This window comes from Zobellia uliginosa, from assembly GCF_018860745.1.
In the GTDB taxonomy this organism is placed as follows: Bacteria; Bacteroidota; Bacteroidia; order Flavobacteriales; family Flavobacteriaceae; genus Zobellia; species Zobellia uliginosa_B.
This window is the reverse complement of record NZ_JAHKPY010000002.1, coordinates 740595-762831: the sequence shown is the minus strand read 5'-3', so window position 1 is coordinate 762831 and position 22237 is coordinate 740595. Positions and strand designations below refer to the sequence as shown.

Below are 22237 nucleotides of genomic sequence, written 5' to 3'. Positions count from 1 at the left end.
AAAAATAATCCAATGATTATGAAAAAAAATTGGATTGAAGAAGCATGAGTAATGAACATAAAATCGTTTAATTAAATCTATAATCCCCGTATTATGATAAATACCATAGTACTTGTAGATGATGATACCGCTACAAACTACATTCATGAAACCTACTTAAAACGTGTAAACTGTGTAGAAAATGTTCTTTCATATACTAGAGGAGAAACGGCTTTAGAATACCTACAAAGTCTAAAAACCTTTCCTGAGCTTATATTCGTAGATATAAATATGCCCACAATGGATGCTTGGGAGTTTTTAGATATGTATGAAAAACTAGATATGTCCCTAAAAATCAATACTAGAGTAATTTTACTTACTACTTCTATAATGGCTTCGGACAAAGAAAAAATAGATAAGTATACTCAAATTGACGAAGTTTTGTTCAAACCTTTAAATGAACCTGTAATAAAACAAGTCATGAATAAATATTTTAATCTTACGCTTTAATCTTTTTACAAGAACTTTTTTTAAAAGGTTCAATACATCTCCTAAGAATGGCCTTTTACGCGGTCATAAATCCCTTACTTCTATAAAAGTTAGGGTAAACAACGTTTTTTGCCCCCTTACGGGTAAAATTGCACTTTGTTTATCTTCCAATTCACTGATTTTCAAGCGTTTCAGTTAATCTAAATAATTAAATTAAGTGTCTCACTAAAAAAAGCTTAAAAAAATATAAGTTTTACTTTAAAAAAAGTAAGGTTTTGACTACTTTTAAAAAGACCAAATATGTTTCAATGAGTGAATCACTAGCCTTAGACAGGCCTTCTGAACAATCTAAATCAAAAAATAACGGATTCTCAATAATAGGCCTTGGCGCAAGCGCCGGCGGCTTGGAAGCCTTAAAGTCCTTCTTTGATCATTTACCCTCAAAATTCAAACATAGTTTTGTTGTCGTACAGCATCTAAGCCCGGACTATAAGAGTCTTATGGGCGAATTATTGTCTAAGAATACAGACATGCCCATAGTAGAAGTCAAGGAAAAGACGAAGATAAAACCAGCTACAGTATATCTTTTGACCCCAAAAAAGAATATTTTCATAAAAGACGGTTATTTAATTCTAGAAGATAAACCTAAAACCAGAACATTAAATTTACCAATTGATTTATTTTTTAAATCATTGGCTAGGGAAATGACCAACAAGGCGGTTGCTATTATTCTAAGTGGAACAGGAAGCGACGGAACCTCTGGCGCCAGGGATATTAAGGAATATGGCGGAATGGTTATGGTGCAGAGCCCAGACCAAGCAGAGTTTGATAGTATGCCTCAAAATGCCATCAACACCAATTTAGTAGATTATATTCTGCCCACAGAACAAATGGGAGAAGAACTTAAGAGGTTTATTCACCACCCTGCTGTTTATGGGTCTTTGGAAGAAAATATTCTTGGTGACGAAGAAACACTGATTAAAATCCTAAACTTTTTAAATAGTCAGACCAAATTAGATTTTGAATATTACAAGAGGCCTACCTTGGTTCGGATGATTGCCAGAAGAATAGGAATTAATCGTTTAGATACGCTTCAGGAATACAAGGGCTATATATTTAAAAAACCTGAAGAAGCCCATGTTCTAGTAAGAGAATTTTTAGTAGGAGTTACCAGTTTCTTTAGAGATCAGCTTGTATGGGAGGTCTTAACCAATGAAATCATTCCCAAAATAGTATCTAGTAAGAAAAAGGAGGAGACCATAAAATGCTGGTGTGTTGGGGTAAGCAGTGGTGAAGAAGCCTATTCTTTAGCTATAATCATCAATGAGACACTCACAAAGTTCAACAAGAAAAACGTGGTCAAGATCTTTGCCACTGATATTGAGAAACATCACTTGAACGATGCTGCAAAAGGCATATATAATGAAAGTGCCATTGCCAATATTTCTGAAGAACGATTGCGATTGAATTTTACCAAAAATGGGGATTATTACCATGTTAACGAAAACATTAGGCGCATGGTTATATTTAGCAAACACAATGTGCTTAAAGACCCCCCCTTTAATAAGATGGATATATCCATGTGTAGAAACATGCTTATTTATCTTCAGCCGGCAGCACAGAATAGAGCATTAGATGTCTTGCATTACTCGCTTAACATGAACGGTATATTGGTGCTTGGCAGCAGTGAATCCCTTGGTCAGCAAAAAAATGCATTTAAAGAATTGTACCGCAAACAAAAGATATACAGCAATATTAGACCCGCTAAGATTCTGGGGCTACAGCAGTACAATTCGGGCAAGAACCAAAAAAATCCTTACGGCCTAAGAAACCCGAGCCATGAGAGAAACGCCAGACAACATATTGTAGAGGCATTGAGCGATAATTTAGATCTTGCAGCCATTGTCATTGATGGTAATTTTAATATTGTAGATGCATTTGGAGACCTTACTAACTACATAAGCCTTCCCAATAAAGGGTTTAGCATGAACCTTTTAAAAATGGTGCCCGAAAGTGTAGCCACTGTACTAAGTTACTCCTTAAGAAAAGTAGGAGGCACGAGCCAGAAACTAAAACATGAAAATCTAAATTTCTCTACCGGAAAGAAGCCAACGATCGCCAATATGCACGTAGCCGCTTTTCAAAACCCTTTGAACAGTAATCCATCCAATTATTTGGTGATTATAAAACCGGCGGACATACAAGTAGCAGATGCACCTAGAAATGAACGCGATGATTCTCCTCAAAACATTAGAGAGAACGAACTAGAAGCAGAATTAAAAGAAACCCGGGAGAGTCTAAAAAACATGATCGAAGAGGTAGAAACCAGCAATGAAGAGCTGCAAGCTACCAATGAAGAACTTTTAGCTTCAAACGAAGAGCTTCAGAGTACCAATGAAGAGTTACAGAGTGTAAATGAAGAGTTGCACACCGTTAATACGGAGCTTCAAGAAAAATTAGAAGAACTTGCTTCCCTAAACTCAGATTTAGACAATCTTTTCAAAAGCACGGATATAGGTACTATATTTTTGGACAACCACTTAAGAATACGAAAATTTACACCTAGTGTTGCTGAACATTTTAATTTAATGCCTAGTGATATTAACCGTCCTCTGGAACATTTTGCCAGTACCTTTCACAAGAGCGATTACAAAAATTTTATCGCTGACATTAAAAAGGTGGTTAATGATGGTGTAGCACAACAAAATGAAGTAACAGACACCAAAGGACATTGGTTTTTACAAAAAATAGTCCCTTTTCGTGATGGCGCAGGAAAGATCGAAGGGGGTACACTAAGCTATGTTGACATTAATGAACTTAAATCTGCAGAGCAAAAACTTAAAAACCAGTTGCTTGCTTTTGAACAGACCACTGATAGCTTTTGGGATTATAATTTAATAGACGGTACATACTATGTGAGTCGTTCAATTCGTCATATTTTAGGGTATGAAGAAAATGAAATTGAAGAGACTACGGATTTTTGGGATAGTCAGACCCATCCAGATGATTTACAAGCCAGTGCCCTTATTATGGAAAAGCATTTGGCTAGCCAAGGTAAATTTCCGTATGCTGTTGAAACTCGGTATAAACACAAATTAGGCCATTACGTGACTTTACTACTCAGAGGAAAATTAGTGGAATGGACCCCAGAAGGCAAACCCAAAAGAATGTTGGGTACCACGACCGATGTCTCAATGCTCAAAAAAATGCCGAAACTTGAAAAAGAACTTCTCGATAAAAATATGGTTTTCGAGCAGATTCTTGAAATAACATTAGCCGGTTTTTGGGATTGGAATATACAGGAAAATACCGAGTACCTGAGCCCTACCTTTAAGCAAATGTTCGGGTACGAAGATCAGGAAATGGAAAACACGCCTGAAGCATGGCAGAAAATAATACACCCGGATGACCTTCCAGGTGTTTTCTCAGCTTTTGATGCCCATGTGAAAAGTAAAGGAAAAGTACCTTACGACAACGAAGTTCGTTACTTTCACAAAAATGGAGATATAGTGTGGGTTTGGTGCAAAGGCTTAGTAATAGAATGGGCAGACAATGGAGACCCCATACGAATGGTAGGTAGCCATATTAACATCACCGATCTTAAACGACTTTCTCAAAGTAACAAAGAACTGGAACGTTTTGCCTATGTGGCCAGTCATGATTTACAAGAGCCCCTGCGCACTATTAGAGACTTTGTTGCGCTGTTTAAAGAACAGTACATAAAGTTGTTAGACAGTAATGCAAATAGTTATCTAGACTTTATAGAAGAGGCATCCGCAAGAATGGGGCAATTAGTAAAGGTAATTTTGGCGTACTCTAAAATTGGAAGTGACTCAGAAGAAGAATTAGTTGATTTAAATTCTTTAATAGAAGACGTGCGTAAAGATCTACGATTGCGGATAGTTTCCTCTAATGCCAAAATAATAGTTCATAAGCTTCCAAAGATAAATGGACACCAGATCGAACTGCACTCTCTTTTTCTGAATCTTATTGGTAATGCGATAAAATTTGTAAGTAAGACAGAGAATCCTATTGTTGAAATTGGTACTTTACCAACAGAAAGCGGGCATCTCGTTTACGTAAAAGACAATGGTATTGGAATAGATAAAAAAAATCAGGATAATATTTTTGAAGTATTTAAAAGATTGCACAACCATGAACATTATGAAGGAACCGGTATAGGTCTGGCTCATTGCAAAAAAATAGTAGAATTACATAGAGGTAAAATTTGGGTACAGTCCGAACTTGGCAAAGGATGTACTTTTCTCATTAACTTGAATCTTTAATTTAAATATATGCTAAAATCCATTGTACTATTAGATGATAACACAGCTACCAATTTTATTCATGAAACATACTTAAACCAAGTTAATTGTGTTGAAAGAATTCACACTTTTACCATGGGAAAAGAAGCGATTGAATACCTTATGAATTTAGAGGTATTCCCGGAAATCATATTTGTAGATATAAACATGCCAACCATGAATGCTTGGGAGTTTATGGAAATTTACGAGGGTATTGATATTTCCCGAAAAATTAATACCAAGGTTATACTTTTAACTACCTCTATCATCCCTTCGGACAAGGAAAAAATTCGTTTATTCAAAGAAATTGAAGCTATTATGCTCAAACCTTTAAACAAAGAAGCCATAAAGGACATAATGAACGAGCACTTCAACCTAACATTTTAAATACCATACCCTCTACGTGCTATTCAGCTGTTACATCGTTTTCAATAGCAACGGCTGTTCTTAACATTTTTCCACTTAAAGAAAACAGCCAACGTAATTGTCCTAATACTAAATAAGCTTCTTGTAAATTACGTTCCTCCCCTACTTTTAAAGCATTTTCAAAATCCCAGACAACGGTATTGAATTTTGAGCGATTACTCTCAAACGATTCTTCTTGGTTTTTAAGGGAGAAATTATCTTTTGTATCTACATGAGCTAGAACATTAATAGCCCTTTCCAGATTTTCTTCTATATGCGCTACAGCAAATTTAAAACCGCCCGATGCCTCTGTAGTGCAATGATTTTGAATATAAGAGCTTAATGAGGCCAATGAGGATAAAAACGCATGACTCAACGTTACCAATTCATAAACTTCATTTACTTTCTTTTGTTTTGACTTAGGCTCCTGCACCATTTGCTGAAAAGCACCACTTAAATTAGAAGTCTCGTGAAAAGCTTTCTTGCGTGCAATACGTAAGCTTACAGGTTCTTTTTCAGGCAAACTATAAAATGCCGCGATCTGAGTTAAAAAGTTTTTATTGGCAATAAGGCAATCCTTAAGATTATTGTTCATATTTAAAAAGCCCCATGCCGGCCACAGTATCAAAGTGGCAAAAAATGCTAACCCAGCGCCAATAACCGTATCAAGAATTCTATATTGAATGACCGTTAAAATATCCGGACGTAGAATTCCGTAAATAAAAATAACACTTAGGGTTATAAAGGTGGCCGCCGTTTTGTAATTACGTTGCAACATAGAAAAGGCTACAATTAATGACCCTATTCCCAAAGTGGCAAAAACATAGGTATTCTGAACCAAGGATACTATAACAAAAGCTATTGCCCCTCCTATAAGCGTACCAATTATTCTATCTTTTGATCTTGTTTTTGTTAAACCGTAGCTAGGCCTCAATATGATAATGATAGTCAATAAAATCCAATAGGGATTTTGAAAATCGAATACAGTACCAATACCATATCCAACCATTACAGTTGCAGCCAAACGTAGGGCGTGCTTAAAAATAAGAGAGTCAAAACTAAAATTACTTACCAACATTTTTGGATCGTAATCTTGTGGAGCAATAAATTTACGGGCATATTCCTCATCTATAAAATCCAACTCCTCTTCTTTTGGATCATCTAGTAACCATTTTATTTTTTTAAGAAGTTCTACTTGTTGCTCTTGGTATTCATATAAATTCTGAAGCATTAAATAGGCACTGAGATTCTGGTTTTTGGGCGTAGCTTTAAGTTGCTCTATCTCACCTGATATTTTTTTTAAAGCACGTTGTAGCTCTGCATTTTGAGGTATTTTTTTCTTGTCTCTTCCCGCATAGGCTATCTCTTGCAATTGCTTAGAAACATTAAATATCAAATCTTGAAAAAGATTAACGTATTGAGGATGCTCTTCTAAAATTTCAGCCATTTTGCTGTAATTTACAGGTTTAGCAATTGCTATCTCAAGCATTTCTACAAGCTGGGCCAATACCAATAGTTTTTTACTATGATAAATAGAACGCCCTGAACTTCGTCTATACAACACTAGGGTCTCCCTTAACTTTTCATGTTTTTCCATAAGTTGCTCCTGCAACTTATGAAGTTCGGACAGTAAGCTTTCCCTATCCAGACCAGGTTCAATCAACTGTCCTCTAATATGAAGAAATCTAGAGGTCAAAAGATAAGTTTCTTGAAATATTTCCTCTATTTCACCTGTAGGGTTTATGCGATGCCAAATTACCGCCAACAACAAATACCATAAACCTCCCAAACCAACAAATAGCGCATATTGGTACACCTCTAAATCCTGTAATTCATGAGCAAAACTAAGCACCAATGCCAATAAGCCGGAGAAACTAATTAAAGAAGCCCTAAAACCAAATACGGATATATAGGCTATAGCGAAAGTAAGTATGCCTAAAACTGGAATTAAAATATAAATAGGCAAATCCAAATAACCCCCAATAAAACTTACAATGACAACCAGGGCAGATGAGAAAAGAATTCCTATTTTTTTATGCCGGTAACTACCGCTAGCATCACTGGGCGAACTCCAAAAAGCCCCAAAACAAATAGCCAACCCTATTTCCAGTTGATCAAAATAGATTCCCAACAAAATGGGGACCGTTACTGCAACGCCCACCATTATAGCCTTTGTAAAGTCCGCACTTCTAAAAAACTGTAGCAGCTCCCTAAAGTTTAAGTCAATATTACTTTTTGTTATGGCCAAAACATCGCTTTTGAACTTCAAAGATAGAAGATAACTTTGGGCTACTTCAAACACATATAGGTTCTTTCTAAAAATCTATTACTCCGATACAAGAAAATCAAGCTCAATTCCTTTGTATAGCTTTCTTTACTGGTTTTACTTTTTTTTATGCCTGTCCTGATTTAACTTTAGCTTTAAATTCATCACATGAAAAATACGATTTCTGCCCGGGTTGCCGATTTCCTTAAAAACTATCCACCGTTTAACGAGGTAGCGGACAAGGAGCTGGAAACATTATCCGGACAAATAAGTATTGTATACAAGGTTAAAGGAGAGGTTATCTTCGCCAATGAAGAAGAGGCTCACCCCTGTTTTTATGTGGTTCATAAAGGCGCTGTCGTGCTTACCAAAGAACCTGATGACGAAGTTGTAGACCTATGTGATGAAGGAGATATTTTTGGCCTACGACCACTGATTGCAAATGAAAATTATAAAATTGGTGCGAAAGCATATGAAGAAACCATTCTCTACGCTATCCCCATTGCGGAGTTTAAACCCATTATCCAAGAACATAAAGCGGTGGGTACTTTTCTAATTGAAAGCTTTGCCTCTAATACGCGTAATCCGTATTCAAAGAGCTACAGAGGTAAACTTTATGAAGGTTCAGTACCAACAGAGGAAAACCACCTCACAAACAATGAGTTACTGGACTTACAAGGTGTTCACTATTCCAAAAAATTAATTACCTGCTCCGAGAATACTACTATTAAGACTATTGCAACTACCATGACCGACAGAAAAGTAGGTTCTGTTTTAGTGGTAAAAGATATGCTTCCGGTTGGCATCATCACAGATAAAGACATAAGGAATAAAATTGCAACAGGCCTTTTTCCCATTACTACACGAGCTACGAACGTTATGAGCTCCCCAGTAATTACCTATCCTATAAAAATGACCATTACCCAAGCACAAATGGCCATGATGAAAAGCAGTATCAGCCATTTGTGCCTGACGATAGATGGCACCCCAAATACCGAAGCCGTAGGCATTATTAGTAAGCATGATATTATGTTTGAACTAGGGAACAACCCTGCGGTGCTTATAAAAGCAATAAAAAGAGCTAACGGTTTTAAGAAGCTAAAAACGGTCCGCAGAAGAATAATGAACCTACTTCAAGGCTATTTAAATCAAAATATCCCCCTAACACTTACTTCCAAGATTATTTCAGAGTTAAATGATGCGTGTATAAAACAAATAATAAAAATTGCTTTAAAGCGTATGACAACATCGCCTCCGGTAAATTTCGCCTGGTTAGCCATGGGTAGTCAAGGTCGTAGTGAGCAATTACTTCACACCGATCAAGATAATGCTCTGGTATTTGAAAATGTACCCCGGGAACAGTTAGAAGAAACACGTACGTACTTCTTGGAGTTGGCTAAAATCGTTACTAAGGGCCTATTTAAAATAGGATACGAATACTGCCCGGCAGAAATGATGGCCTCCAACCCGGAATGGTGCTTAAGTATCGCGGAATGGAAAGATCGAACCTTTCACTGGATAACCAACCCAGGACCAGACGAGGTACTATTATCGTCAATATTTTTTGACTACAACCTGTCTTATGGCGATGCTAATTTGGTGAACGAATTAAGTGCTCATATTTTTGAAACGACTGAGAAATACCCAGTTTTCTTTATGCATTTAGCAAGTGGCGCACTCCAAAGCCCATCGCCAAGTGGGTTTTTCCGAAGCTTTTTGGTTGAAGAAGATGGGGAGTACAAAGATTTTTTCGATTTAAAACGAAGGGCCCTGATGCCTTTAATAGATGGCGCAAGGGTTCTGACCCTGTCCCACCAAGTAAAGTCCATTAACAATACCGCAGAGCGTTTTGAGAAGCTAGCTGAACTTGAAACCAATAACGAGGAATTATTCTTGGCCTGCTCCTATGCCACTAAGGCATTACTGAAATTTAGGACTAAACATGGTCTTTTACATAATGATTCCGGACGTTTTATTGCATTGAACAAACTAACGAAAGAAGAAAAAATAAAACTAAAGCGTAGTTTTAAGACCATAAAGGATCTACAGGAGCTTCTTAAAATTAGATTTAAGGTAACTAACTTACTGGGCTAATGGATTTGTTCAAAAAACGTAAAAAAAACTATCCAGATTTTTGGACGGAATACGAACAGAAGTTCGAAAAGAAGATATCCTACGACCTTCCCGATATACGTTTTGTGGTATTCGATACCGAAACTACGGGGTTTGATTATGATGCAGACCGTGTTCTCTCTATTGGAGCTTTATCCGTTCAAAACAACAGTATAAACATAAGCGATAGTTTTGAAGCATTCCTTTACCAACATTTCTACCACGCTAAGAACATAGAGATTCATGGTATTTTACAGGAGGAGCGGCAGGAACGAATTACGGAGCTAGAGGCCTTAATTCAATTTTTAGAGTATATAGGAGATTCCGTAATGGTAGCGCATCATGCCGGTTTTGACCGCAACATGATCAATCACGCCCTAAACAGGCACGGAATGCCAAACCTACTGAACAAGTTTCTTGATACCTCGGTACTTTACAAGCGCACATTGATCAAATCACCTTTACTTCCCGTAAAAGCTCAGTACTCCCTAGACGAACTTGCAGAAAAATTCGACATATCAAAAAAGGATCGCCATACTGCTTTGGGCGATGCGTATATTACTGCAATCGCTTTCATGAAAATTTTGCAGAAATTAAAAACAAAGAAAAAATTTTCTACGAAAAAACTACTTAAATAATCGTTTTAACTATTCAAGTAATCAATAACATTTTTCTCTATACGATTCTGTATATCAGATATATCCGCTTTTAAAAAAGTCTCTCCTGTGATGTTTTCATATAATTCAATATATCGCTCAGAAACCGATTCAATATAGGCGTCCGTCATCTCAGGCAAGGTCTGTCCTTCCAATCCCTGAAAGTCATTCTGTATCAGCCATTGACGTACAAACTCCTTAGACAATTGCTTTTGAGGTTCATTTTTATCTTGCAGTTCCTTATAGGTATCCGCATAAAAATAACGCGAAGAATCCGGTGTATGAATTTCGTCAATCAAGACAATTTTGCCTTCTTTCGTCTTTCCAAACTCATATTTGGTATCTACAAGGATAAGTCCTCTTTCCGCTGCTATTTGTGTTCCTCTTTCAAAAAGGGCTCGCGTATATTTTTCCAACACCTCATAGTCCTCCTTAGAAACAATACCTCTTTTAAGAATATCCTCTTTAGAAATATCTTCGTCATGATCACCCATTTCCGCTTTGGTAGCCGGTGTAATAATAGGCTCTGGGAACTTGTCGTTTTCTTTCATGCCATCTGGCATAGCCACACCACACAACATTCGCTTTCCTAATTTATACTCACGTGCCGCATGACCGGATTGATACCCTCTTATCACCATTTCCACCTTAAAAGGCTCGCAAGCATGGCCTACCGCCACATTCGGATCTGGTGTGGCCATTAACCAATTTGGGACAATATCTTTAGTAGCATCCATCATCTTAGTAGCAATCTGATTCAAAATCTGTCCTTTGTAAGGAATACCTTTGGGCATAACCACATCAAAAGCAGATAAACGATCGGTAGCCACCATAACCAATACTCCATTAGTTAGTTCATAAACCTCGCGCACCTTGCCTTTATATATACTTTTCTGGCCTGGAAATTTAAAATTTGTGTCTGTAATGGTACTGCTCATGAGATATTCGTGATTTGTAATTGAAAAAGGTAAAATATTAATTTAGTTCTGGTGCTCTATATTTTTATATGCATCAATAACTTTCTTAACCAGCTTATGACGCACAACATCTTTATCATCCAAGTATATAATTTCAATACCTTCCGTATCCTTGAGTATTAAAAGAGCTTCCTTTAGGCCCGAAATCATCCTACGCGGTAAATCTATCTGACCTGGATCCCCCGTTATCATAAACTTGGCATTCTTACCCATACGCGTCAAGAACATTTTCATTTGTGCGTGCGTGGTATTTTGTGCCTCATCCAGAATAACAAAGGCATTATCCAAAGTACGGCCGCGCATAAAAGCCAATGGCGCAATTTGAATAATATCATTCTCTATTAAATTCGCTAATTTTTCAGCAGGAATCATATCCCTAAGACCATCATAAATGGGTTGCATATACGGATCTAATTTTTCTTTAAGATCACCCGGTAAAAAACCTAAATTCTCTCCGGCCTCAACCGCAGGTCTTGTTAAGATAATGCGCCTTACTTGCTTTTCTTTCAGTGCCTTAACCGCAAGAGCAACTCCTGTATACGTTTTACCTGTACCAGCTGGCCCTATTGCGAATACCATATCGTTTTTCTTAGCTGCGGCAACAAGTCTTCTTTGGTTTACGGTCTGGGGTTTGATCAACCTTCCGTTAACCCCGTGCACCAAAGTTTCATCACTACTTTCGGGCGACTCATAATCCGTAGATATATTGCTGGTCAAAACCCTTTCAATACTATTTTCGTCTAGTTTATTATACTTGCCAAAATGTGTAGTCAACATATCAAAACGGCGTTCAAATTCCTCCAAGAGTTCTTCGTCTCCGTAGACTTTTATTTTACTTCCCCTTGCTACTATTTTCAGCTTTGGAAAATACTTTTTAAGTAAGTCGATATTTTCATTTTGTTGCCCGAAAAATTCCCTTGGGCTAATCTCGGTAAGTTCAATTATGAGTTCGTTCAAGAAGTATAGGTGTTAAAATGGAAGCCTGTGAACATAATATTTCGCTTGGCTATTTTTTTGTTATAATTTTGTTTAACAAACTTAACGAAAATTTCAGTTTGCCTAACTAAAACATATCAACATTACTGTATGATAGCGAACTCAAATAATCAGATTCTTTTATTCTCAAATAACATCTTGCATTTCATTTTATATAGGTTTAGCGCAATTGTTACGGTAGACCGCTTCGTTGAAGAAGTATCGTACGCTAGCCCGTTGCCTATATTACTTGATGTAAATTAAAGTATTTTATGAATCCAATTATAACGTTAACTACAGATTTTGGTCTTAAGGACTACTTTGTGGGCACCCTAAAGGGAACCATATACAGGGAACTTAACGATGCTAAAATAGTTGATATCTCCCATAACATAAGCCCGTTCAACATTCAAGAATGCGCCTATATTCTTGAGAACTCCTACAAACATTTCCCTGAAGGCACCATACATATTGTGGGAGTGGATTCCGAACCTACCCCAGAAAACCAACATGTTGCCGTCTTAGTTAACGGTCATTACTTTATTAGTGCCAATAACGGGGTTATTGGTCTAATTACCAGTGAAACCAAACCTGAAAAAGTGGTGCAGTTAAATATTCCAAATCCCAGCCAAGGGTCATTTCCTGTTTTGGACGTATTTGTTAAAGTTGCCTGTCATATAGCGCGTGGCGGTACTTTAGAGGTTGTGGGCAAACCTTTTGACCAACTCAAAGACCTCCGTGAATTTGCGCCGACGGTAACAGATAATGGCAACAAGATTATAGGCAGCGTTATCTACATTGATAACTACGGAAATGTGGTGACCAATATTAGCAAAAACTTCTTTGAAGCCTACCGCAAGGGGAGGGATTTTGAAATAACGGCCCGTACGGCCAAATTCAAAAAAATTCATAATAAGTATAGTGATATCATCAATTTTGACTTAGATAAGAGCCAGCGGAAAGGTGCGGGAGACCGTTTAGCCCTTTTTAACAGTGCCAACTACATTCAGCTTGCTATATATAAAAGTGACCTGAATACCGTAGGTGGAGCCTCTACCCTACTTGGTTTGGATTTTAGGGATACAGTTACCATTACTTTCTCATAGAAAGTTGAAAAACTATTCTCAGAGAATTCAACAAATGTTTATTTAAACTGAAATTGTTTATAAATTTGATGTTATGCTTTTGAGCTGTAGACATAATCAACCTCAAACTTAAATATAGTTACTCCGAACGTAGGGAGTACTAAAAATCTATAAGCCGCATATGCTTGCCATTTTTAAACGTGAAATACAATCGTTCTTTACATCTCCCATTGGGTATTTGGTAATTGGACTCTTTCTTGTACTGAACGGATTGTTCTTATGGGTATTTAAAGGCCCGTTTAATATTTTTGATTATGGGTTTGCAGACCTTAGCAACTTCTTTCTGCTGGCTCCTTGGGTTTTTCTTTTCCTTATTCCGGCCATAACCATGAAAACCTTCTCCGAAGAAAAGAAATTAGGCACTTTAGAACTGCTGTTCATTAAACCCATATCAATCTGGGAAACGGTTTTGGGAAAATTCCTAGGAACCTTCGCTTTGGGGTTAATAGCTCTTATACCTACCCTTCTCTATGTATATACCATTTCACAATTGGGAACTACAACTGGCAACTTAGATACAGGATTAGTGGTTGGGTCATATTTTGGAACCCTGTTTTTAATGGGATGTTACACAGCTATCGGGCTATTTGCCTCCACTTTATCAGAAAACCAGATTGTTGCTTTTATAGTGGGACTCATAATATGTTTTCTTTTTTACTACGGATTTGAAGGACTATCCACTGTTTTTGAAGAGGGAGAGATAACCGTTTTTATCGAAAAATTGGGAATGAAACATCATTATGAAAGTATAGCCAGAGGCGTTTTGGACACACGAGACTTAATTTACTTTATCACCTTAACCATATGCTTTCTTTTTCTAACCGTTGTTCAACTTAAAAATACAAACCGGTAATGAAAAAAACAATATTCCCAATTGCAGCTGCCTTTGTCATTTTACTGGTGTTGAACTTTATTTCTGGATGGGCATATACCCGTTTTGATTTGACAGAGGACCATAGATATACATTATCCGAAGAAGCGATAGAAACTATTGAGGCCTTTGATCATCCCGTTATTGTAGATGTTCTTTTAGATGGAAACCTTCCTCCCGAATTCCTAAAGCTAAAGACGGAGACACGGCAGTTGTTAGAAGAATTTGCATCTAAGAATAGGAACATAAAATTCAGTTTTACAAATCCATTGGAAGATGCTACCACAATAGACGGTACCATAACCGATTTGCAAGCTTTAGGCCTAACGCCTGCACAGATTACCGTAGAGGAAAATGGAAAAACCTCGCAAGAAATCGTTTTTCCGTGGGCGATGGTCAACTACAACAATAAAACGGTGAAGGTTCCTTTGTTAAAAAACAAATTAGGAGCCACTACAGAGGAGCGCACGAATAATTCCATTCAACATCTGGAATACGCCTTTGCAGATGCTTTTGCAAAAATTAGTATAACCAAAAAGAAACAGATTGCCGTACTCAAAGGAAATGGGGAGTTAGCTGATATGTACATAGCAGATTTCTTGACCTCCATCAAGGACTATTATAATATAGGAGCTATAACCCTAGATTCTGTAGCTACGAACCCGCAAAAGACGTTAGAACAGCTTAATAAGTATGATTTGGCCTTGATTGCCAAACCCACGGAGGCATTTACCGAGGCCGAGAAGTATGTGTTAGATCAATATATTGTTGGCGGAGGCAAATCCATGTGGCTTATAGACCAAGTTCAAATGGAGCTAGACAGCCTATTCAACGAAAACGGAGCGGCTATGGCATTACCGAGAGATTTGAATCTAACCGATTTCTTTTTCAAATACGGGATTCGAATTAACCCCAATTTAATAGATGATTTATATTTTACACAAATCGTTCTGGCATCAGGCGAAGGTAATTCATCGGAATACAATCCGGTACCTTGGTACTACAATCCCATGGTCTTTTCAAAAAACGACCATCCCATTAATAATAATTTAGAAGCTATTCGTTTTCAATTTGCCAATTCTATAGATACGTTGGCCAATAAAAACAAAAAGACCGTACTATTGGCAAGCTCACCATTGTCTAAATTAGAGGGTACTCCAAAACAGATCAGTCTGGATATTATTAATACCCCACCTCAAAAGGAGACTTATAACAAAGGAAATAATCCACTGGCCGTTCTTTTATCCGGTGTATTTTCATCGGCATTTGCAAATCGTATTAAGCCAGTTGAGCTAAAAGGAGCAGTAGACCAAGGAGTGCAAAACCAAATGCTGGTAGTTTCAGATGGCGATATTATTCGAAATCAAATACGAAATAATAGACCATTGGAATTAGGTTATGACAAGTGGACAAACAACTATTATGGCAACAAAGAATTTTTAATAAATGCGTTGAATTACCTTTTAGATGAAAAAGGACTTATAAACATTAGAAATAAAAAAGTTGCGGTACCCTTTCTTGACTCTAATAGGATAACGGACCAGAAAACCAAATGGCAACTAATAAATATTGGCCTTCCCGTGGGGTTGATACTTCTTTTTGGAGTCGTTTTTCGCTATTTTAGAAAGCGCAAATACGGGGCTTAGATGTTAATAAGTTTGTTTCGGTAAAAAAGTCATTTCAAATATCTTTGTTTCACACAGGTTTTTAGAACCTTGTATCAATATCGAGACATTTTAGACACTATATACCACAAATTGAAATAACGATTCTCCTATGAAATTCATAGTATCCAGTACCTATCTCTTAAAACAGTTACAAGTTTTAGGCGGTGTTATCAATAACAGTAACACCCTGCCTATTCTAGACAATTTCTTATTCGATCTAGACAACAACAAATTAACGGTCTCCGCTTCTGATCTTGAAACTACAATGAGCTCGGTATTAGATGTAGATTCGGACAACCAAGGAACTATTGCCGTTCCGGCGCGTTTGTTGTTAGAGACACTAAAGACTTTTCCTGAGCAGCCGCTAACATTTGTTGTAGAAGACAATAACACAGTAGAAATAAGCTCTAACCATGGTAAATATGCATTGGCATATGCTGACGGGGCTGAGTTCCCTAAAGCTGTTGAATTGGCCAACCCTAGTTCCACTACCCTTTTAGGTGATATTTTAGCTACCGCGATTGACAAAACTATATTTGCAGCCGGTAATGATGACCTAAGACCCGTAATGAGCGGTGTGTTTTTTCAGTTTTCTACGGAGAACCTAACCTTTGTTGCAACAGATGCCCACAAATTGGTAAAATACCAAAGAACGGATGTTACGGCTTCTCAAGTTGCTGAATTCATCATGCCCAAGAAACCTTTAACGCTTTTAAAAGGAATTTTGGCAGGGAGCGAGTCTGATGTTGTTATTGAATACAACGACAGTAATGCTAAATTTAGTTTTGAAAATACAGAACTTATTTGTCGTTTGATAGACGGTAAATACCCTAATTATGAAGCTGTTATCCCTAAAGAGAACCCGAATGTACTTTCAATCGCTAGAAACCAATTCTTGAGCTCTGTAAAAAGGGTTGCTATTTTCTCTAATAAAACGACACACCAGATCCGTCTTAAAATTGCTGGTGCAGAGCTTAATATTTCTGCGGAAGATATCGATTACAGCAATAAGGCCGAAGAACGATTAACATGTTCATACCAAGGTGACGACATGCAAATTGGTTTTAACTCACGCTTCTTAACAGAAATGTTGAACAACCTTACTTCTGACGATGTTTCATTAGAAATGAGCTTACCTAACAGAGCTGGTATTCTTACCCCGATAGACGGTCTTGATGAAGGCGAAAATGTAACTATGCTTGTAATGCCGGTTATGTTGAACAACTAAAAAACTATTTTCTCAATACATAAAAAGCCCCAAGAATTTCTTCTTGGGGCTTTTATTATTTAACTCGCTATGCATTAAGAAATAAACTTAATAGTCATAAACGTACTAGGCTTTTCTCCATTACTCGCTTTTACCGCATTAACAATGGGAATTACAAAAGCAACTATAGCCAAAAATATTAAACTTAAAATACCAAGGCCAAAAAGCAATATGGCCGGCACGCTAACAATAGTAAAAAGTAAGACAGTTAATTGAAAATTAATAATAGATTTGCCATGCTCATCCATTCCCGCAACGGAATCTTTGGTTGTAAGCCATAAGAGCAACGGTACAATTAAACCGCCAAATCCGGTTACATACGTTAACATTTGAGATAGATGTGCAATTACCAATAACTGATTGTTTTGTTCTAATGCTCTGTTTTGATTGATGATTTCCATTTTTGATTGTTTTAGGGGTTCTAGAGATATGACGCGTAAAAAACCAAAATGTTACACTAATGGACACAAAAAATCCCGTAAGAGCAATGTCCTACGGGATTTCAAAAAATAAATTCTCAGGCTTAAAGCTTTCTTTCAAGCTTAATCAACTTCTGCTGATTCTTACTGATATTGCTTTTTAGCTTCCCTAATTTCTTCTCGATTTTGGCAACATCGTTAGGAGAAAGTTTCCCCTTAATTTTATCAACGGCCATTTTATCGCTGATCTTGGCAACCTTCTTCTCGTCTTTTTCCAATCCCTTTTTAATAGAACTGATTTGGCTATTCAGCTTTTCGTACTTTTTTTTCGCCTTTTCAGACTTACTTTGTTCTTTTTTTGCTGCTTTAGCCTCTTTTTCAGCTTCTTTAGCTTCTTTTTCGGCAGCTTCAATTTGTTTTCTAATTTCCTTAGCTTCCCTTTCTACTTGCTCCACTCTGGAAATAGAATCCAATCGAATCACTTCTCCTTCTTCACTCTCCTCTTCTTGGGCAAAGGAAAAAGTTGTTACTCCAATAAATAGGGCTAAAAACGCCAATAATCGCATATTCATAATAATAGGATTTAAATAGTTAATGGACGGCGAAGTTAATTATTTTCCGTTATCCAAAAACATTCCAACCTTTTATTTTTGATACCACCACTGCAATTTGCATCTAGAGGTTTTTACCTATTTTTGCCAAAACTTTCTAATGATTCCTAATGATAATATTATAGCAATGGCAACTCCTTCGGGTGCTGGCGCAATTGCAGTCATCCGTATTTCTGGAGAAACGGCAATAGATACCGCCGCCACTTTTTTTAAATCCGCCTACGGCAAAGATTTAAGAAAAAAGAAAAGCCATACCATTAGCTTAGGACATATTACAGAAAATAATAAAATACTTGACGAGGTATTGGTTTCCGTTTTTAAAGGTCCTAATTCGTACACAGGAGAAAATGTTGTTGAAATATCATGTCATGGTTCTCCATACATTCAACAGCAGATTATTCAGTTATTTCTCAGAAATGGTTGTAGAACCGCAGACGCGGGAGAATTTACTTTGAGGGCCTTCTTAAATGGTAAAATGGACCTGAGCCAGGCCGAAGCCGTTGCCGACCTTATTGCTAGTGATAATGCGGCAAGCCACCAAATTGCCATGCAGCAAATGCGTGGTGGGTTTAGTAACGAGATTAAAAACCTACGTCAAGAACTTCTAAACTTTGCTTCTCTAATTGAATTAGAACTCGATTTTTCCGAAGAAGATGTAGAATTTGCGGACCGTACTCAATTCAAAGAGCTATTGGCACGTATTCAAAAGGTTTTAAAAGGTCTGATTGATTCCTTTGCCGTTGGAAATGTAATAAAAAATGGAATTCCCGTTGCCATTGTAGGCGAACCCAATGTGGGCAAATCTACCTTACTCAATGCATTCTTAAACGAAGAACGTGCCCTTGTATCGGATATAGCGGGAACTACCCGTGATACTATTGAAGATGAAATTGCAATTGGCGGAATCGGTTTTCGGTTTATAGATACGGCCGGCATCCGGGAAACTCAAGATGTGGTGGAAGGTATGGGCATCAAACGAACATTTGAAAAGATTGAACAGGCTCAGGTAATTTTGCTTTTGGTAGATGGTTCAAAAATTCTGGTCGATAATGAGAAGCTGAAGAACATTACTATCGACTTTGAAAAAATAAAAAATCAGAACCCGTTAAAACCACTGCTTTTATTGGTGAATAAAGCGGATACGCTTTCCGATACTGATAAGGAAAACATAGCCCAACATCTAGATTCCGTAAATTACCTTTCAGCCAAAACAGGTGAAGGTGTTGAAGATTTGAAAAACCGACTGTTGGAATTTGTAAATACCGGAGCGCTGCGAAACAACGAAACTATAGTAACCAATACCAGACATTATAACTCACTACTCAAAGCCCTAGAAGAAATTGAGAAAGTCCAATTTGGTATGGAAGAAGACCTCTCTAGTGATCTTATGGCAATCGACGTTCGCGAAGCACTCTACCACTTAGGGGAAATCACAGGACAAGTGACGAATGACGAATTGCTAGGGAATATCTTTGCTAACTTTTGTATCGGAAAATAGATGTAACTATTTGATTATCAAGTATTTATTACTAATATTCCTATTGTAATTATGAGGTTTTAACAATCCACTTTGTATAAAGAACTTTCATATATTTTCTAGCCTTATCTTCTATGCAATACAGCTCAATCAATTAACCAACAATCCATTCAACTTAAAGTCGTAATTCAGATTATAATTAATGTATGGAATCTAATTTAAGACTAAACTAATTTCCTTTTTAAAGCCAAATCTTGTTACTATTCTGTTACCACTAAAAACAAAAATCCTGTTAATCAGATAAATAATAGGATTTAATCGTACTCGAGGCGCGAATCGAACCTACTTAAACAAAAGCATATTTTTCGAAAGTCCGATTATAATATTTTCAACTGGAAAATCAATATTTGTTTTATCATGATATTCAGAGAATCTTACAATGTAATAAAAAGGGGATGTCTAGACTTTTCATAAGAAGACCTTTCTTAGTTTAACTTTTATAAAAAGAGCTTATGCTTACCCTACCTAATCAACATACATACTTGCCTATTTAAATAGTTTTTGTGATTTAGTAAATTTTAGATATATTCTTTTCTTCTTAAGATTAAGCAAAAGAATTTCGTAAGAATGAGTTTAAATACTCAGTCCAATTACTCTTTTATACTAACTCAATAATTCTTTCTACTGCTTTAATTATCTGAATTTTAATTTCAACATCTCTTTATCCACTTCAATTATTTCCTTCGCCTTACCCCTATAATTGTTCTTTTGTAATTTTATGTTTTTTGACGTCTTAATTTTAATTGCTGAGTTTTCTGAAAATAACATAGGGAAAGAACCTGAATTCGTAATCGTATTCCCTTTAATTAATAGCCCATCAGTATTGGCAATTTCTAATATCAAATTGTCAAATTGATTAAAAGTGTTATCTATTATCTCTATATTAGTAAAAGCAATATTTTTATTATCATCATCGGTTACAAAACGAATGACTCCCCTATTAAAGCCACTATGTTGGCCATCTTTAAAAACATTATTTTTAATTAGAACGTTCGCCGCATTACCTGCCTCGAACCAATGACCACTTTCAACTGGAATTAAAATCGGCTCCATTTCAGTACTAAATGTATTATTCTGAATAATGGTTTTCTTAGGATTTGAAAGCAATATTCCCCTTGCCCGATTGTTACTAATATTACAATTTTCAACCAATAATTCAGGATAGGCATCTAAATTCTCAACTAAATCACCAACATTAATAGAGGATGGCAGTTTTTCATTTACCGTAATAATTTGATAACGTGCATTCATTTTCTGAATACTTTTAATTGTCAATTTACTATTCGGAAAAAATGAATCGCTCAAACGCAAGATTCCCAAGGTGTCATTCTCCCTTCCAATAGTAAAACCTTGCTGTTGAAAATGTCCCATTCGCACGCCAAATACATGATCTCCTTTAATATCTACGATTTCTTGATATACACCATGAAGATTTAAACCATCATCAAGCATATTTTTCAAAGTACAATTGCGAAGGGTTACTTTTCCACGACATCCAATAAAATGTGTTGCATCAGCTGTTGTTGATACCATTCTACCATTTGAAGCCGTAACATTGAAATTATCTAGCAATATGTCAGAGGAGTTTTCTACAATTATAGCCATTCCACCCGCATGGTGCACATTTACGTTTATGGCAGTAAATCCATCGGTATAGGTTACTCGAAAACCAGGTGACATCCGGTTTGAACTTAGATTCCCTTTGCTGGTCAGAACCATACCAACTGGAGGCAGCTTTTTAGTATGACCATGAATACGAACTAAACCAGGTTCTAATTGTTCTGCCCATGTATTATTCTCAATACCCCATGATTCATGAAGTTTTGAAAGCGGGTCAGTTTTGTATTTGTATGTAATCTTATCTACGTTGTTTTGTAATGCCGTTTTCGACTTCGTGGTAATCGCGGTATAAGCTTCGGTATCAAACATGACGGCTTTCCGTTCGGGGTCGAACAAAATGGTCTCTCCAATAGTATGTTCGTAATACGGTTTTAAAAAAATGAGTTGTTTATTTCTGATTTCATACGGATATTCATCTGTAAACTTCCAATCGAAAGTTCCGTTTTTTTCATCATTTGCCACAATAATACCTTCACTATGAAAAGGTACTTCCCAATCAATAGAAACATTGGTCACAGTAATGTTCTCGGAGTTTTCTATCAAAAAAGGAACCATTCTACCATGAAAAATAAAGGTTGATCCTTGTCCGTCAATTGTTATATTTTTAAATCCCAGTAAAGGAAAAGCGGTATAAACTATGACATCATCATGGTTAGAAATATTGCTATACACTTCGTAAGCCTTATCGGGATAGAAATGATAAGTGCCCTTTTCAAACAAAATTTTTGAAATGCGCTTTTCATTTGCAGAAAGCACTCTTTCTAAAACTGCAGGGGAAGCGTCTTCTGAAATTTCAGTAGTGAAATAGACTTGCTCACCTACTGTGACCTGTTGAGCAATAGCTAATGTTGACGCTAAAAGTAATATAATAGTTAGGATGTTTTTTAGTTTTAGCATTTGTTTAATGTTTTTTAAAAATTGTTTTTTTATCTTGAAT

General features: G+C 36.6%; 16 protein-coding genes. 10 read left to right on the top strand and 6 right to left on the bottom strand.

The annotated features are described in order from the left end of the window. The first annotated feature begins 93 nt into the window (after nt 1-93). The 3 genes from KO521_RS03525 (at nt 94) to KO521_RS03515 (ending at nt 5159) form a co-directional block, all read left to right on the top strand. A complete protein-coding gene (locus KO521_RS03525; protein WP_215938504.1) occupies nt 94-489 on the top strand; it encodes a response regulator in 396 nt (131 codons plus the stop codon). Between the two features lie 287 nt (nt 490-776). Beyond that, nucleotides 777-4754: a chemotaxis protein CheB gene (locus tag KO521_RS03520; RefSeq protein WP_215938503.1), complete on the top strand. Its 3978-nt coding sequence runs from the start codon at nt 777-779 to the stop codon at nt 4752-4754. 9 nt (nt 4755-4763) lie between these two features. Further along, nucleotides 4764-5159, top strand: coding sequence for a response regulator (locus tag KO521_RS03515; RefSeq protein ID WP_215938502.1), 396 nt, complete (start codon nt 4764-4766; stop codon nt 5157-5159). Nucleotides 5160-5178: 19 nt separating this feature from the next. Here the strand turns inward: KO521_RS03515 and KO521_RS03510 are convergent, their stop codons facing one another. Beyond that, nucleotides 5179-7446 carry an FUSC family protein gene (locus KO521_RS03510; RefSeq protein ID WP_252729837.1) on the bottom strand — a complete coding sequence of 756 codons (2268 nt, stop codon included), beginning with the start codon at nt 7444-7446 and terminating at the stop codon, nt 5179-5181. 165 nt (nt 7447-7611) lie between these two features. Between KO521_RS03510 and KO521_RS03505 the strand changes: the two genes are divergently transcribed. Both KO521_RS03505 and KO521_RS03500 read left to right on the top strand, forming a co-directional pair. Continuing rightward, nucleotides 7612-9537, top strand: coding sequence for a DUF294 nucleotidyltransferase-like domain-containing protein (locus KO521_RS03505; protein ID WP_215938501.1), 1926 nt, complete (start codon nt 7612-7614; stop codon nt 9535-9537). Further along, the gene (locus tag KO521_RS03500) at nt 9537-10193 is read left to right on the top strand and encodes a 3'-5' exonuclease (protein ID WP_215938500.1); all 657 of its coding nucleotides are present in this window, start codon (nt 9537-9539) and stop codon (nt 10191-10193) included. Before KO521_RS03505 ends, KO521_RS03500 begins: the two co-directional genes overlap by 1 nt. 5 nt (nt 10194-10198) lie before the next feature. Here the strand turns inward: KO521_RS03500 and KO521_RS03495 are convergent, their stop codons facing one another. Both KO521_RS03495 and KO521_RS03490 read right to left on the bottom strand, forming a co-directional pair. Next, a complete protein-coding gene (locus KO521_RS03495; RefSeq protein ID WP_215938499.1) occupies nt 10199-11149 on the bottom strand; it encodes a phosphoribosylaminoimidazolesuccinocarboxamide synthase in 951 nt (316 codons plus the stop codon). A gap of 42 nt (nt 11150-11191) precedes the next feature. Beyond that, nucleotides 11192-12145 (bottom strand): PhoH family protein, encoded by a 954-nt coding sequence (locus KO521_RS03490; RefSeq protein ID WP_215938498.1) that lies wholly within the window; start codon nt 12143-12145, stop codon nt 11192-11194. A 290-nt stretch (nt 12146-12435) separates the two neighbouring features. On the opposite strand from KO521_RS03490, the gene KO521_RS03485 reads away from it, so the two are divergent. The 4 genes from KO521_RS03485 (at nt 12436) to dnaN (ending at nt 17074) form a co-directional block, all read left to right on the top strand. Continuing rightward, nucleotides 12436-13269: an SAM hydrolase/SAM-dependent halogenase family protein gene (locus KO521_RS03485; protein WP_215938497.1), complete on the top strand. Its 834-nt coding sequence runs from the start codon at nt 12436-12438 to the stop codon at nt 13267-13269. A gap of 160 nt (nt 13270-13429) precedes the next feature. Further along, a complete protein-coding gene (gene gldF / locus KO521_RS03480) occupies nt 13430-14161 on the top strand; it encodes a gliding motility-associated ABC transporter permease subunit GldF (protein ID WP_215938496.1) in 732 nt (243 codons plus the stop codon). Further along, nucleotides 14161-15825, top strand: a complete 1665-nt coding sequence (gene gldG, locus KO521_RS03475; RefSeq protein ID WP_215938495.1) for a gliding motility-associated ABC transporter substrate-binding protein GldG — start codon at nt 14161-14163, stop codon at nt 15823-15825. Before gldF ends, gldG begins: the two co-directional genes overlap by 1 nt. Nucleotides 15826-15955: 130 nt before the next feature. After that, nucleotides 15956-17074, top strand: coding sequence for a DNA polymerase III subunit beta (dnaN, locus tag KO521_RS03470; protein ID WP_215938494.1), 1119 nt, complete (start codon nt 15956-15958; stop codon nt 17072-17074). A 74-nt stretch (nt 17075-17148) separates the two neighbouring features. Here dnaN and KO521_RS03465 read toward each other — a convergent pair whose 3' ends face one another. Together KO521_RS03465 and KO521_RS03460 are read right to left on the bottom strand one after the other, a co-directional pair. Continuing rightward, complete coding sequence (locus KO521_RS03465; RefSeq protein ID WP_215938493.1) at nt 17149-17514, bottom strand: DUF4870 domain-containing protein; 366 nt, start codon at nt 17512-17514, stop codon at nt 17149-17151. A 122-nt stretch (nt 17515-17636) separates the two neighbouring features. Then, nucleotides 17637-18104, bottom strand: coding sequence for a hypothetical protein (locus KO521_RS03460; protein ID WP_215938492.1), 468 nt, complete (start codon nt 18102-18104; stop codon nt 17637-17639). 139 nt (nt 18105-18243) lie between these two features. Between KO521_RS03460 and mnmE the strand changes: the two genes are divergently transcribed. Continuing rightward, nucleotides 18244-19641 carry a tRNA uridine-5-carboxymethylaminomethyl(34) synthesis GTPase MnmE gene (gene mnmE, locus KO521_RS03455; protein WP_215938491.1) on the top strand — a complete coding sequence of 466 codons (1398 nt, stop codon included), beginning with the start codon at nt 18244-18246 and terminating at the stop codon, nt 19639-19641. A gap of 672 nt (nt 19642-20313) precedes the next feature. On the opposite strand, the gene KO521_RS03450 is transcribed toward mnmE, so the two are convergent. Beyond that, nucleotides 20314-22197: a right-handed parallel beta-helix repeat-containing protein gene (locus tag KO521_RS03450; protein ID WP_215938490.1), complete on the bottom strand. Its 1884-nt coding sequence runs from the start codon at nt 22195-22197 to the stop codon at nt 20314-20316. Nucleotides 22198-22237 lie beyond the last annotated feature (40 nt).

Bases quoted from the DNA above. Each gene is read 5' to 3' on its own strand.
- KO521_RS03520 (WP_215938503.1), top strand. From the start codon at position 777: ATGAGTGAATCACTAGCCTTAGACAGGCCTTCTGAACAATCTAAATCA.
- gldG (WP_215938495.1), top strand. From the start codon at position 14,161: ATGAAAAAAACAATATTCCCAATTGCAGCTGCCTTTGTCATTTTACTG.
- KO521_RS03500 (WP_215938500.1), top strand. From the start codon at position 9,537: ATGGATTTGTTCAAAAAACGTAAAAAAAACTATCCAGATTTTTGGACG.
- KO521_RS03495 (WP_215938499.1), bottom strand. From the start codon at position 11,149: ATGAGCAGTACCATTACAGACACAAATTTTAAATTTCCAGGCCAGAAA.
- KO521_RS03525 (WP_215938504.1), top strand. From the start codon at position 94: ATGATAAATACCATAGTACTTGTAGATGATGATACCGCTACAAACTAC.
- gldF (WP_215938496.1), top strand. From the start codon at position 13,430: ATGCTTGCCATTTTTAAACGTGAAATACAATCGTTCTTTACATCTCCC.
- KO521_RS03515 (WP_215938502.1), top strand. From the start codon at position 4,764: ATGCTAAAATCCATTGTACTATTAGATGATAACACAGCTACCAATTTT.
- KO521_RS03505 (WP_215938501.1), top strand. From the start codon at position 7,612: ATGAAAAATACGATTTCTGCCCGGGTTGCCGATTTCCTTAAAAACTAT.
- KO521_RS03460 (WP_215938492.1), bottom strand. From the start codon at position 18,104: ATGAATATGCGATTATTGGCGTTTTTAGCCCTATTTATTGGAGTAACA.
- dnaN (WP_215938494.1), top strand. From the start codon at position 15,956: ATGAAATTCATAGTATCCAGTACCTATCTCTTAAAACAGTTACAAGTT.
- KO521_RS03450 (WP_215938490.1), bottom strand. From the start codon at position 22,197: ATGCTAAAACTAAAAAACATCCTAACTATTATATTACTTTTAGCGTCA.
- mnmE (WP_215938491.1), top strand. From the start codon at position 18,244: ATGATTCCTAATGATAATATTATAGCAATGGCAACTCCTTCGGGTGCT.
- KO521_RS03465 (WP_215938493.1), bottom strand. From the start codon at position 17,514: ATGGAAATCATCAATCAAAACAGAGCATTAGAACAAAACAATCAGTTA.
- KO521_RS03485 (WP_215938497.1), top strand. From the start codon at position 12,436: ATGAATCCAATTATAACGTTAACTACAGATTTTGGTCTTAAGGACTAC.